At 52.7% G+C, this 12,017-nt stretch carries 14 protein-coding genes; 2 read left to right on the top strand and 12 right to left on the bottom strand.

Annotated elements, in window-relative coordinates; translation table 11 throughout:
- Window positions 1-24: 24 nt before the first annotated feature.
- Genes ACN0IC_RS00070 through ACN0IC_RS00060 form a run of 3 tightly spaced genes read right to left on the bottom strand, consistent with a single transcriptional unit; the run spans window position 25 to window position 1,875 of the window.
- Window positions 25-828: a carbon-nitrogen hydrolase family protein gene (locus ACN0IC_RS00070; protein WP_416876703.1), complete on the bottom strand. Its 804-nt coding sequence runs from the start codon at window positions 826-828 to the stop codon at window positions 25-27.
- Window positions 829-845: 17 nt separating this feature from the next.
- On the bottom strand, window positions 846-1,103 hold the full coding sequence (grxC, locus tag ACN0IC_RS00065) for a glutaredoxin 3 (protein WP_416876702.1): 258 nt from the start codon (window positions 1,101-1,103) through the stop codon (window positions 846-848).
- Window positions 1,090-1,875 carry a ComF family protein gene (locus ACN0IC_RS00060; protein ID WP_416876701.1) on the bottom strand — a complete coding sequence of 262 codons (786 nt, stop codon included), beginning with the start codon at window positions 1,873-1,875 and terminating at the stop codon, window positions 1,090-1,092. Before ACN0IC_RS00060 ends, grxC begins: the two co-directional genes overlap by 14 nt.
- A gap of 20 nt (window positions 1,876-1,895) precedes the next feature.
- Between ACN0IC_RS00060 and ACN0IC_RS00055 the strand changes: the two genes are divergently transcribed.
- Entirely contained in the window at window positions 1,896-2,735 is an 840-nt protein-coding gene (locus ACN0IC_RS00055) for an SAM-dependent methyltransferase (RefSeq protein ID WP_416876700.1), read from the top strand.
- A gap of 177 nt (window positions 2,736-2,912) precedes the next feature.
- Here ACN0IC_RS00055 and ACN0IC_RS00050 read toward each other — a convergent pair whose 3' ends face one another.
- The 6 genes from ACN0IC_RS00050 to ACN0IC_RS00025 all read right to left on the bottom strand — a co-directional run bounded on the left by ACN0IC_RS00050 (window position 2,913) and on the right by ACN0IC_RS00025 (window position 6,658).
- Window positions 2,913-3,203 (bottom strand): type II toxin-antitoxin system RelE/ParE family toxin, encoded by a 291-nt coding sequence (locus tag ACN0IC_RS00050; RefSeq protein ID WP_416876699.1) that lies wholly within the window; start codon window positions 3,201-3,203, stop codon window positions 2,913-2,915.
- 2 nt (window positions 3,204-3,205) lie between these two features.
- Entirely contained in the window at window positions 3,206-3,451 is a 246-nt protein-coding gene (locus ACN0IC_RS00045; protein ID WP_416876698.1) for a type II toxin-antitoxin system ParD family antitoxin, read from the bottom strand.
- Between the two features lie 192 nt (window positions 3,452-3,643).
- Window positions 3,644-4,015: a hypothetical protein gene (locus tag ACN0IC_RS00040; RefSeq protein WP_416876697.1), complete on the bottom strand. Its 372-nt coding sequence runs from the start codon at window positions 4,013-4,015 to the stop codon at window positions 3,644-3,646.
- Between the two features lie 13 nt (window positions 4,016-4,028).
- Entirely contained in the window at window positions 4,029-4,472 is a 444-nt protein-coding gene (gene mutT, locus ACN0IC_RS00035) for an 8-oxo-dGTP diphosphatase MutT (protein ID WP_416876696.1), read from the bottom strand.
- Between the two features lie 4 nt (window positions 4,473-4,476).
- On the bottom strand, window positions 4,477-5,718 hold the full coding sequence (argJ, locus tag ACN0IC_RS00030) for a bifunctional glutamate N-acetyltransferase/amino-acid acetyltransferase ArgJ (RefSeq protein ID WP_416876695.1): 1,242 nt from the start codon (window positions 5,716-5,718) through the stop codon (window positions 4,477-4,479).
- A complete protein-coding gene (locus tag ACN0IC_RS00025) occupies window positions 5,711-6,658 on the bottom strand; it encodes a peptidylprolyl isomerase (protein ID WP_416876694.1) in 948 nt (315 codons plus the stop codon). Before ACN0IC_RS00025 ends, argJ begins: the two co-directional genes overlap by 8 nt.
- A gap of 224 nt (window positions 6,659-6,882) precedes the next feature.
- On the opposite strand from ACN0IC_RS00025, the gene secA reads away from it, so the two are divergent.
- Window positions 6,883-9,672 carry a preprotein translocase subunit SecA gene (gene secA / locus ACN0IC_RS00020; RefSeq protein WP_416876693.1) on the top strand — a complete coding sequence of 930 codons (2,790 nt, stop codon included), beginning with the start codon at window positions 6,883-6,885 and terminating at the stop codon, window positions 9,670-9,672.
- A 134-nt stretch (window positions 9,673-9,806) separates the two neighbouring features.
- On the opposite strand, the gene ACN0IC_RS00015 is transcribed toward secA, so the two are convergent.
- From ACN0IC_RS00015 to ACN0IC_RS00005, 3 genes are all read right to left on the bottom strand, one after another.
- A complete protein-coding gene (locus ACN0IC_RS00015) occupies window positions 9,807-10,322 on the bottom strand; it encodes a hypothetical protein (protein ID WP_416876692.1) in 516 nt (171 codons plus the stop codon).
- A gap of 129 nt (window positions 10,323-10,451) precedes the next feature.
- On the bottom strand, window positions 10,452-10,700 hold the full coding sequence (locus tag ACN0IC_RS00010) for a hypothetical protein (protein WP_416876691.1): 249 nt from the start codon (window positions 10,698-10,700) through the stop codon (window positions 10,452-10,454).
- 147 nt (window positions 10,701-10,847) lie between these two features.
- Window positions 10,848-11,576: a hypothetical protein gene (locus ACN0IC_RS00005; RefSeq protein ID WP_416876690.1), complete on the bottom strand. Its 729-nt coding sequence runs from the start codon at window positions 11,574-11,576 to the stop codon at window positions 10,848-10,850.
- Between the last annotated feature and the right edge of the window lie 441 nt (window positions 11,577-12,017).

Raw genomic sequence — 12,017 nt, 5'->3', positions numbered from 1 at the left:
TCCAAGGTTTATCGGAAGAAGGGCTTAAAAGGGCCGTGTATCCGCCCAGGCCGGGATACGCTTTCGCGCTTTACTCACCTGGGATAAATCAATTTCGGCCACCACGTGACCCGGGCGGTCATGGTCAAGCTCGGCAACTATCTCTCCCCAGGGGTCGATGACTTTGGAATGGCCCCAGGTCAGCCGGCCATCCTCATGCGAGCCGCCCTGCGCCGCCGCCAGAACAAAACTGCCCGTTTCAATCGCCCGCGCCCGCAAGAGAATATCCCAATGCGCGCGTCCGGTCGGCACGGTGAAAGCGGCTGGTATCGTGACTATTTCGGCGCCGTCCTGCGCGTAATGGCGGTAAAGCGCCGGAAACCGCAGATCGTAACAGATGGACAAGCCGATTTTCGTCTGGCCCACCGCCGTCATGACGGGGCCTTCCCCGGCTGTATAGGTTGAGGATTCGCGGTAACTTTCCGTATCCGAGACCTGCGCGTCGAATAGGTGGATTTTATCGTAACGCGCCTTGATGACCCCGTCCGGGGTGAAGTGAAAGGCGCGGTTGGCAATCTTGTCGCCTTCTTTGAGCGCCATGGATCCAATCAGGAGGTCAAGGCCCAGTTCCTTGGCCAGATCGGCAAAGGCCCGGACCGCGGGTTCGTCCTCCTGCGGGGATATTTTGGACAGCAGGTCCTCTTTGTCTTTCTGAACCAGATGGGTCATTTCCGGCGTCGCAATCAGTGTCGCGCCATCCGCCGCCGCGGCGCGGATAAGCCGTGACGTTTCCGCGATATTCTCGCGGACCGTTATTCCCGAGCAAAGCTGAACGAGACCCACTTTCATAAATCAGACCGCCGGCATCAAGCCGTCAAGAGCGGATCCAGCCCGCCCTTTTCGTCCAGAGCGTAAAGGTCGTCACAGCCCCCAATATGTTTGTCGTCAATAAAGATTTGCGGGAACGTATTGGCGCCGCCGGAGCGCTCGCGCATCTCGGCCCGTTTATTCGCGTTCATGGAGGCCGGGATCGTTATGACGTCCGCGCCCTTTCGTTTCAAAAGGGCTTTGGCCCGAATACAAAAAGGGCATCCCATTTTCGAATACATTTCAACTTTTGCCATCAAAAGCGTTCCTTTGTTGCGAGCCTTTTCGGCTCCGCTGATCTCTAATCACGCGGGCGAGACATAGAGCGTCCACACGGTTTGCGCCAGAGCGTAACAGCACTGAGGCGCAGGCGTCTAGGGTCGCCCCCGTCGTCATCACATCATCGATCAGGACGATATTTGCGCCTTGAAGCCGCTCTTTGCCCGCCTCTTTCACGGCAAAAGCGCCCTGCACATTGCGTTTTCGACCCGAAGCCGACTGCCCGCCTTGAGACGCGGTGGCCCGAATCCGGCGAAGAGCGTCCGGTTCAAATGACGCATTTGTAATGCGGGCAAGCGCGCGTCCCAGCAGGGTCGATTGATTATAGCGCCGTTTAATGCGCCGCGTTCGGTGCAGAGGCACCGGCACGATCAAATTCGCCTCGGGCAGGACCCCCCGTCCGGCCCGCCGGAGCTGGGCGGCAAAACGCGGCAGATTTTCCGTCCTGCCGCCATGTTTGAAGGAGAGAATCATATCCCGGGACGCGTCGTTATAGGCAAAGGCGGCGCGGGCAGAGGTAAAGCGCGGCGGCCTCGCCAGACACCCGGCGCAAAGCGCCCCTTCACCGACATCATATTCAAACGGAAAGCCGCATATATGGCAGCAAGGCTCATCCAGATAGTCAATGCCGTCCCAATTCCTGTCCCTTTTTATGAACGGATCTTGCGGCGGCAAAATAATATCCAGTCCCGCCTGCGCGGCCCCCCTTGCGGCAGATTGCACCGCCCTGAACGCTTCCCTTTTGCCCATGATCCCCTCATATACAGCTCATGGAAGAAACGAAAGTCCCGCAGATTTTTGATGAAAAGGCTCAATCTTGCGCGCGCAGGCGCGCTCAATCGCGTATGGAAAGAAATGGCCCGTCCTTTCTGCTCATCCGCGCGGCAGAGGACGCCGCCTCGCGCATTGCCGATATCAACCGCCAATTTGAACGCGGCGTCATTCTCTCCCCCGTCGATATGCGGGAGACTATCCTTTCCGATCTGCCCCCGGATCGTCAGCCGACAACTTTGGACTGGCAGGGGACACTGGACGCCGTAAGCGGCGAGTATGACCTCATCATCAGCCTTTTGGAATTACAGACCGAAAACGACCTGCCCGGAGCATTGCTGCGCTTACGGAAGCATTTGAAAGCCGACGGATTTTTCACGGCCGCGCTTTTTGGCGGCGAGAGCCTCTCTGATTTACGGCAAACCCTCTATACCGTGGATAGCGCCGTGTTTGGCGGGGCGACAGCGCGGGTCTATCCGATGATAGACCATCACCAGGCCGCCGCCCTTCTAGGCCGCGCCGGGCTCAACCTGCCTGTCGTCGACAAGGATCGGATCAAGGTGAGCTATGGCAGATTGCAAACTTTGGTGAGCGATCTGCGCGATCTCGGCCTGACCAATACGCTGACGGCCCGCCACACAGCAATGCTCCCGAAAGGCTATTTGGACGCCGTGGAAGCCGCCTACCCCAAAAACGAAGAGGGGCAGCACCCCGCCCAATTCGAAATCCTCTGGCTCACAGGCTGGAGCCCGCATGAGAGCCAGCAAAAACCCCTCAAACCGGGAAGTGCAAAAATGCGCCTCGCCTACGCGCTAGGGACGGAGGAGAAGAAGGTTTAGGCACTCTGACCTCTAAACAATTTCCCTGTCATTCCGCACGGAGTGAAGCGCAGATGCGGAAGTTCGAGAATTTGTAATACCATGTGTCGGCACAAGACGAACGGTCATCCTGTATATTTTCGACCTTCCGCGTCTACGCGCGGAATGACAAGTTAAACGTCGAGTTAGGAAGTTATATTACTCAAAATCATCCGCGCGATAATCCCGACTTCCATGCAGGATGCGTTCAATCCGGACAGTGTCAGCTTGGATCGTGTAAAAAATTATATAGTCTTTAAAGGGAAGACTCCGAATGCCCTCCATTATTTCGGGTCGGGCGATATACCCTTCGGGCGCGCTCATAACATCCTCACAGTGATCCAGTATCTGCCCGATAAACCTATCGGCGTTCACAGGACTATCCTCGGCTATGTAATCCTGAATGACCTCAAGATCGGATATAGCTAATCGCGAATATTCGAGGCGCATTTTTACGATTTGCGGCGCTTGGCAAAATGCTGTCGTACTTCGTCGCTTGGGATGCCGGGACCGCTCTTAACGCCGTCCATGACAGCCGATTTAAGAGCTTCCAGTTTTATCGCGCGTTGTTGCTCGCGATCCTCAATCGCCCGTAATCCTTCCCGCAAAATTTCGCTCTTGGAATTATATCGCCCCTCTTTGATGAGCTGACTCATAAAATCTTCGAAATGAGAGCCGAGGGCGTAACTACTGGGCATAATATATCTCCGGATATGTTATGATAATTATTATCATGCTTTCAGTTTCGAAGCAACATTCTAGGGGAGTGGGAGTGGATGAAAACCTTAAAAAATCCTTTTTCCCCGCTCATCCCGCCGAAGGGCGGGACACATTATGAGCATGAATTTTTTGAATTGAAACATTCGAGCAAGGTCCGAGTAGTGTAACCTCTAGTATTGCTGAAGGTTTAGGCTAAAAGTGATTTCCTTTACAGAATCGCTCTCTTTTAGCGCTTTCGCGAAGTCCGGTATTAAGAAAATTCGACTTGAAAACGAATTATAAAATTCTGCAAACCTAGCTTCGGGTAAATTATAACCATCGAATTGAATTAAAATTTTCTTATTTCGAGTTTCTGGAAACTTTCTCGCCAATCCTCCCTCAATCAAGTTATCTACGCAATTATAAAGACGGTCTTGAACGCGATATAACTCTTGGTTGATATCTTCCCAAGGCCCACTCTCTACTAAAACAATACGCCAAGTTTCAGGGTCTTCAGTTCTTACTACAAAATCTACAACTACACTATTCAAATCAAAAATCACTTTTCTCCCAAAACTAAACCGCAAACCGTTTCCCGTGCGGCAATCTATCCGCCAATTCCTGCGCCAGCTCCACATCCGCTTCGACCAGATCCAGTTCGACAATTTGGCTGGGATAGAGCCATTTAATGCCTTGTCCCTCTTTTGGCATCGCAAAACCATCCCATTGGCGGCAGAGATAGAGCGGCATAAAAAGGTGGAAATCCGGATAGGCATAAGAGGTGAAAGAGAAAGGCTGAAGACAGCTTTCGCAAGGCTCCAGTCCCAATTCCTCGCGCAGTTCGCGGTTGACCGCCTGCTCCGGGGTTTCGCCGTCTTCGACCTTGCCGCCGGGAAATTCCCATTGTCCGGCATGGGGTTTTCCGGCTGGGCGGCGCGTTATCAAAACGCGTCCATCCGCATCTATCATCGCGGCCGCCGCCACGTAAATGACGGGGCGCTTATTTGGTGTTTCTAACATTTAATTAGCTTCTGTAATCGGCGTTGATGTCGATATAGCCATGGGTCAAATCGCAGCTATAAACTTCCGCTTCCCCGTCGCCGAGGCCCAAATCCACACGAATATCTATTTCCGCTTCTTTCATATAGGCCGCGCCTTGCGCCTCTGTATAATCCGGCGCCGCTTCGCCGCGTTCGGCCAAGAGGTGCGGCCCCATCCAGATGGAAAGTTTGTCGCGTTCGGCCGGCTCCCCCGCTTTTCCGACCGCCATGACGATGCGCCCCCAATTGGCGTCCTGTCCGGCAATTGCGGTTTTCACGAGCGGGGAATTGGCGATACTCATCGCGATTTTTTTGGCGGATTTATCTGACGCCGCGCCAGAGACATGGACGGTGACAAATTTGGTCAGCCCTTCTCCGTCCTTGACGATTTGCAGGGCCAGATCCTTCATCACGGCATGAAGCGCCTGTTTAAATCCGGTCAGGCACGGTTCATTTGCGTCTTCGCAGATCGCATTTCCCGCCTGTCCGCTGGCCAGCAAAAGAAGCGTGTCAGAGGTGGAGGTGTCGCTATCGACCGTAATCGAATTAAAACTTGTCTCCACCAGCTCCGAAAGCAGGGCCTGCAAGGCAGATTTAGAGATAGCGGCGTCCGTGGCTATATAGGCGAGCATCGTGGCCATATCCGGCGCGATCATGCCCGAGCCTTTGGCGATGCCGTTTATCGTGACTTTTGTGCCTTTGATCTCTGCCGTCGCCGTGGCGCCTTTGGCGTGGGTGTCCGTTGTCATGATCGCTTTGGCGGCGTCCCCCCACCCATCGGCGCGTAAGTTTTTATGTATTTCGGGAAATTTATCGACAAGTTTTGACGCGTCCAAAGGCACGCCGATAACGCCCGTCGAGGCGAGCTGGATAGCATCTGCGTCCACGCCGAACACACCCGCTGCGCCTTTGGCCGTTTCGGTCACGGCATCGCGGCTTTTTTGCCCGCCAAAGACATTGGCCGTTCCGGAATTGACGATCACCAGACGCGGCCCTTCTGTGTCTTTCGTCAGGGCCTGGCGTGACCAATCCACCGGCGCGCCGGGGCAGAGATTTTTGGTAAAGACCCCGGCCAGAGCCGTCCCGGCGTCGGCGCGCAAAACCCAGAGATCCGTCCGCCCCTGATAACGCACGCCGGCTTCCGCCGTCGCCATGGTAAAGCCTTTGAGAGGCGGCAAAGCGGGAAATGATTTGGGCGCAAAGGGAGAAAGAGTATATTTAGCCATCGTCTGAAGTCGTCTCTTCTTCTATGCCGATTTCTTCTTCACCGCCGCCCTCAGTCTCTTCCGGTAAAACCAGGCTATCTTCGGGAGCACGCGAGTAGAAAGTTTCAATTTCACTCTTGCGCCGCAGCTCCTGCAACAGGGATTGAATAGCGTCAAATGTCATGAATTTCACAATATTGGGGCGCAGCTCTTCAAAGCTTTGTTGTTGAGAGCCCCGGCGGTTCTGGACTTCGGCAATATGCCATCCCTGAGAGGTCTGAAAAGGCTCCGTCCGCTCCCCCACAGGCGTGGCAAAAACTTTGCGGGTAAATTCGAGATTGAGCATGTCGCGGGTAAACCAGCCCAAATCGCCGCCCTGCTCCCGGCTGCCGGCGTCAATGCTGACAGAGCGGGCCAGCTCGGCAAAACCCTGTCCTTCGGCCAGAGCGGTTTGCGCGGCCAAAGCCGAGGCTTCATCGCTGAGCAGGATATGACGGGCGCGGATTTCGTCGCCGCGATTGGCCAGCTCTGCCTGCTGGTCATACATACGGCGAATAGTGTTATCATTTACGGTTTCCTTGAGGTGCTCCTCCACCAGAATATTGCCGAGAATACGCTCTCTGGCTGCGGCCAGACGCCGCTTATTCTCAGGCGTATTGTCCAGCCCGCGCCGCAGGGCCGCCTGAGACAGCAGACGTTGATCAATGAGCTCTTCCAAGAGCTGCTGAAACACCGGATCGGTTTGCTCCAGAGTCTCGCCGGGCGCCAGATTGCCTTTTTCAAGGGCGAGCCGCTCGACATCCATGCGGTAAATCGAGCTATCGCCGACCTTGGCCACTTCCACGCGTCCCAGACGGGCGCTCTCGGCCTTCTCGGCCACATTTTCACGCACGGCTTCATCCTGGCAGCCCCCTATTATAACGCCGAGAGAGACAATCAGGAGGAAGAGAAATCGGGACATAGTAGGGTCTTTCAATCTTGTTTCTGCTTGTTTCCGTCTCGTTTTTGCGAGGCAGGGCTTTCTACAGCGGTAAAAGCGGGTTTGATGCAGGATAACTGGCCGCGTTTATTGACTTACCAAGGGAGGCTTCCTAAGTCGACACAAAGAATGACCGGGCCTTTGAATAGTCTCTGCGGAAAGCCGCCCCGACTTTTCCCGACCCCCGTACTAAATCAGGAATTTTCATGTTAGGCATCGCCAAAAAGATTTTCGGGACTGAAAACGACCGAACGATCAAAAAACTGCGTCCCCTCGTAGAAAAGATCAACGCCCTTGAGCCGCAATTCGAAGCGATGACCGATGAAGAGCTCAAGGCCCAGACGCAAGTTTACAAATCTCGTCTGGCAGAGGAGGGCGAGACTCTGGATGATCTCCTGCCGGAAGCCTTTGCCACGGTTCGCGAAGCGGCCAAGCGCACGCTCGGACAGCGCCATTACGATGTGCAGCTGATTGGCGGCATCACGCTGCATCGCGGCGAAGTCGCGGAAATGCGCACCGGCGAAGGGAAAACCCTCGTCTCCACCCTCGCCGCCTATCTCAACGCTCTCACCGGCAAAGGCGTACACATCGTCACCGTCAACGACTATCTGGCCAAACGCGACGCTGAATGGATGGGGCAGATTTACGGCTTTCTCGGCCTGACCGTGGACTGTATCAATAATTACGAAGCTTACGGCAATCAGCGTAAAGCCGCCTATAATTGCGATATCACCTATGGCACGAATAACGAATTCGGCTTTGATTATCTGCGCGACAATATGAAGTTCTCTGTCGAGGAAATGGCGCAGCGCGGCCATGTCTACACTATCATCGACGAAATCGACTCCATTCTGATTGACGAAGCCCGGACGCCGCTGATTATCTCCGGCCCGACTGATGACAAGTCAGAGCTTTACCGCACAATTGACGGCATTATCCCGCTCATCGACGAAGCGGGCTATGATGTGGACGAAAAGGCCCGCACCGCCACCTTTAACGAAGAAGGCAATGAACAGATCGAAGAGCTTCTGGATGAGCGCGGCCTGTTCGAGGGCGAGAGCCTCTATGACGTCGAAAACGTCACCGTGGTTCACCATATCAACCAAGCGCTGAAAGCCCATAAGCTCTATGTCCGCGACAAAGACTATATTGTCAAAAAGGATGAAGTGGTTCTGATTGACGAATTTACCGGCCGGATGATGGAGGGCCGCCGCCTCTCCGATGGCCTCCATCAGGCGATTGAAGCCAAGGAAAAGGTCGATATCAAACCGGAAAACGTCACCATGGCGTCGGTCACCTTGCAGAATTATTTCCGTCTTTACGACAAACTCTCCGGCATGACCGGGACCGCCGAAACCGAAGCCGGCGAATTTGCCGAGACTTACGGCCTTGAAGTGCTGGTTATTCCGACCAACCGCCCCATTCAGCGGATCGACGATGAAGACGTGATCTACCGCACGGAGCAGGAAAAGTTCAAAGCCATTGTCGATGATATCGAGGAGAAATCCGCCAAGGGCCAACCCATTCTTGTCGGCACCGTCTCCATTGAAAAATCAGAGCGCCTGTCGGAATATCTGACCCAGCGCGACGTGCCGCACCGGGTGCTCAATGCCCGCTTCCATGATCAGGAAGCCTCTATTGTGGCGCAGGCCGGCGTGCCCGGCGCGGTCACGATTGCGACCAATATGGCCGGTCGCGGGACCGATATTCAGCTGGGCGGCAATCTGGAAATGCGCGCCCATCAGGAAATTCCCGAGACCGCAACGGAAGACGAGCGCAAAGAACAGGAAGCCAAAATCAAGGCCGAAATCGCCGAGCTCAAGGAAAAGGCACTCGAAGCCGGCGGTCTTTACGTCCTCGGGACAGAGCGCCATGAAAGCCGCCGGATTGACAATCAGCTTCGCGGCCGGACAGGGCGTCAGGGCGATCCCGGCCGGTCCAAATTCTATCTCTCCACCGAAGACGACCTGATGCGGATTTTCGGCGGAGACCGACTGAAATCCATGATGGCCACAATGAAGTTTGAAGAGGGCGAACACCTCACCAATCGCTTCATGTCCAAGGCGGTGGAACGCGCGCAAGTGCGGGTCGAGCAACGCAATTTCGACATCCGGAAAAACCTGCTGAAATATGATGACGTCATGAACGATCAGCGCCGGACGATTTTCGAACAGCGCATGGAATTCATGACCGATGATGACGTTTCAGATGTCATCGAGGACTTCCGTCACCAGCTCGCCGAGGATCTGATTGCCACCCATATCCCGAAAAAGGCTTACGCCGAACAATGGGACGTCAAGGGCCTGCATGAGGCCACCAAAGACGCCATCATGATGGACATCCCGTTTGACAAATGGGCCCAGGAAGAAGGCATTGCCGATGAGGAAATGCTGACCCGTCTGAAAAAGGCCGGGGATGACGCCTTTACGCAGCTCTCAAACGGTTTGGAAGAATCCGAACTCCTGCGCGCGCAAAAGCAGATCCTTCTGCAGGTCATCGACAAGAACTGGCGTGAACATCTGCAGCAGCTCGACAGCTTGAAATCCGTGATCGGCATGCGCGCCTATGGCCAGCGAGACCCGCTCAATGAATATAAGTCAGAGGCCTTTACCCTGTTTGACAGCTTGCTGACGAGCCTCCGCGAAGACGTGACCAAAGCGATGATGAACCTGCTTTTGAACGTTCAGATGCAAAGACAGCAACGGGCGCAACAAGAGCAAAAGGCCGCGACGCAAAAGGCCGCGCAAAACGCCTCGCAAGAACTGAAAAACGAAGGCGGTCAGGCCCAGACGACCCGGCGCGCCCGTTCCCCCATGGATATGGTCGGCGCGGCCGCCGCGCCCAAACCGGCGTCTCAATCGGCAGGCTCAGAACCCGCTCAGAACCCGCCGGTCGAAGGCCAGCTCACGCAAGAGCAGCTGCAAGGCGTCAGCCGAAACTCGCCCTGCCCCTGCGGCTCCGGCAAGAAATTCAAACACTGCCACGGCAAATTCTGAGACGAGCATTTAAAGAATTAAATAAAAGCCGCCTTCATTCGAGGGCGGCTTTTTTATTTGAGGCAATATCCCCAAAAGCAGTCCTTAGCTCAGTGTCTTAGTTTAGGCGAAATTAAGCCGCTCAGGATGAGTCGCTAGGGCGTTATATATTTCATTGCGAATATAGCTCGTCGGGAAACTGACTTGTCTTTTGATTCCGCATAGACGCTGATCTCATCAACAAAAGCTTTATTCTGAATGCGAGGTATCAACTGGCAAAACCTTCTAAAATCGCGCCATGCTACTGATCTAATTCGTCCTATTATTAGCGTCCTAAGAATCTGTTTTTCTTTCTCGGAGAGTTCACACTTCTTAATTTTTTGAACTATCATTTCTTTTGCATAGCCAGAATTATTATAGATTGGGTCTATTTCCAAATATTGGAAAATAAAATCACGGGCATCCGCCCAATTTGCGATGTCAGAATTCCTTATTTGTTCAAGCCAATCATCTATGGAAGAGTGATAGCTGCGATATTCATTCGCTGCTCTAATCCACTTTTCACGTAACGAAGGCGACTTATCACGATGCTTTACAGTTTCATAAATTGCTCCATGAAGTCGATTAACCTCTTTTTCGTGGCGTAAAATGGAATCTTTATAATTCGGCATACCTCATTTTACCCCATTTGCCTTAAAATTGGCTTTAATGAAAACAAACGAGCGTTTTACCTTGGGCGTTTTAAGTCGGTCGCAAAACGTAGTACATCCCCTTAGCGGACATGAACTTATATTTGCGATTTAACGGGCGGCCCGATTTTTGATACCAAAAATGACAAGCGCTATGAGCACTGACAGAACGGCCCAGGCAATCGCGATTGCGATGCTTAAAGGCATTATTGTATATAGGAGGGACGGCCCGTTTCCTGTTCGAAATTCCAAATAGAAAGTGCAAACGACTAGCGCCAATTCTAAAGCGGCTATTCCCCACATAAAAACAGGCTGAAAGACCTCAATGAACTGCGCTTGGAAATCTTGCTGATCAGCCATGAACAAATCCATACCACGGGATTATTATTTTTCAATGCCTCAAAAATTCCCTAAAGAGACGTTAGCTTGCAGTTCTGAACCGCTCAAGGAAGAACACTCAAAATTTTAACTCGCCCCCGAGGCAGAGGCCATGCGAAACCATTACTATCAATCAAAAGGTCTGCTTTTCAGCTCCGATACGACCACCTCTTCCAGTGGCGGAGATTGGAATATTTCTGCAATGGATTTCGTTTGAGAGGAAATAACATGCTCGGTCATTAAATGATAACGGTTATACAAACCGCTTTTCGCCTGGCTTCGATTCATGATCGGGTGGTCTTCTTTGAAGAGCTTAAGGTTCTTTTTAAAATTGAAGTCTCCAGCTTTTGCTATTAAGTCGGCATATCCTTCAACTAACCAAGTTGGAGAGCTAATACTAACTGTTCGCCCGAAGTGCCTAGACTGGAATACATGAATAACTTCATGTGCAACAAAATAGGATAAAGGACGCGCCTGAGCCTCCGCGAGAGTGCCATACGGAGGGATTAACTGATTGTTAGCTGCAACAACTTCACGGAGAAATATATTTCTTGTGAAAAATGTGTCTGCAAACCCTCCTACTGACGTACTCCGAGTGAAAATCTGTAACCGCCATGGATTATTACACACGAAAATGCGTAATGGAATATTCTTGTCGTAGAGTTCAGATGTTTCCAATCGCCGAACTGCATCATCAAGAACGTCGTTCCAACCAGGCTCAATAGGTCGATCCGACCAGACCGTGAATTGTTTATATTCAATTTTGTGAGCAAACACCACTGTTGGGTTCGCTAACAACGCCAAGTAGACGGCAATAGTAAGAAACCCAATTATAAAGATATATTTTAGTAGTTTCATTATGGACACTGTTGCACTGCAAGCCAATAAAGCAACCTGGTTTTTAACGCCTTAAGCTGCCAATGTGAACACCCGGTCAGCGTCTTAAAATCGCTCCATTAAAAACACTCGCTATTGTCCGCGCCCTCATTGCTGACCCTCGTCTTTACAAATGCCTAAATTATGCCTGATAATAAATGATCCGCATTTATCTTCGCCCTAACCCACTGAGTTTTCTGACAAAATAAAAACCCCGTCCCCACCCGCCGAAACCGGTCTATATTTAAGATGTTGTTATTGACGGGGCGTTGCCCTGGCTCTGACAATTTTGATTGGACCGGAAATCGATACTCAATCGATTTCTGTTTCGGTCATACCAAAATTGTTCCGGACACACGGACAGGCGGGCTAGCGTGGCGTGTTGGTGTATCGGACGGTGGGACTGAGAGGCCCTTGCGACGG

The sequence above is a fragment of the Litorimonas sp. genome (assembly GCA_029936425.1).
Taxonomy (GTDB): domain Bacteria; phylum Pseudomonadota; class Alphaproteobacteria; order Caulobacterales; family Maricaulaceae; genus Litorimonas.
This window is presented reverse-complemented; position numbering and strand designations above follow the sequence as displayed.

Excerpts from the sequence above, each read along its gene's own strand:
- ACN0IC_RS00060 (WP_416876701.1), bottom strand. The coding sequence starts at position 1,875 with ATGGGCAAAAGGGAAGCGTTCAGGGCGGTGCAATCTGCCGCAAGGGGG.
- argJ (WP_416876695.1), bottom strand. The coding sequence starts at position 5,718 with ATGGCTAAATATACTCTTTCTCCCTTTGCGCCCAAATCATTTCCCGCT.
- ACN0IC_RS00070 (WP_416876703.1), bottom strand. The coding sequence starts at position 828 with ATGAAAGTGGGTCTCGTTCAGCTTTGCTCGGGAATAACGGTCCGCGAG.
- secA (WP_416876693.1), top strand. The coding sequence starts at position 6,883 with ATGTTAGGCATCGCCAAAAAGATTTTCGGGACTGAAAACGACCGAACG.
- ACN0IC_RS00005 (WP_416876690.1), bottom strand. The coding sequence starts at position 11,576 with ATGAAACTACTAAAATATATCTTTATAATTGGGTTTCTTACTATTGCC.
- ACN0IC_RS00010 (WP_416876691.1), bottom strand. The coding sequence starts at position 10,700 with ATGGCTGATCAGCAAGATTTCCAAGCGCAGTTCATTGAGGTCTTTCAG.
- ACN0IC_RS00050 (WP_416876699.1), bottom strand. The coding sequence starts at position 3,203 with ATGCGCCTCGAATATTCGCGATTAGCTATATCCGATCTTGAGGTCATT.
- ACN0IC_RS00025 (WP_416876694.1), bottom strand. The coding sequence starts at position 6,658 with ATGTCCCGATTTCTCTTCCTCCTGATTGTCTCTCTCGGCGTTATAATA.
- grxC (WP_416876702.1), bottom strand. The coding sequence starts at position 1,103 with ATGGCAAAAGTTGAAATGTATTCGAAAATGGGATGCCCTTTTTGTATT.
- mutT (WP_416876696.1), bottom strand. The coding sequence starts at position 4,472 with ATGTTAGAAACACCAAATAAGCGCCCCGTCATTTACGTGGCGGCGGCC.
- ACN0IC_RS00045 (WP_416876698.1), bottom strand. The coding sequence starts at position 3,451 with ATGCCCAGTAGTTACGCCCTCGGCTCTCATTTCGAAGATTTTATGAGT.
- ACN0IC_RS00015 (WP_416876692.1), bottom strand. The coding sequence starts at position 10,322 with ATGCCGAATTATAAAGATTCCATTTTACGCCACGAAAAAGAGGTTAAT.
- ACN0IC_RS00055 (WP_416876700.1), top strand. The coding sequence starts at position 1,896 with ATGGAAGAAACGAAAGTCCCGCAGATTTTTGATGAAAAGGCTCAATCT.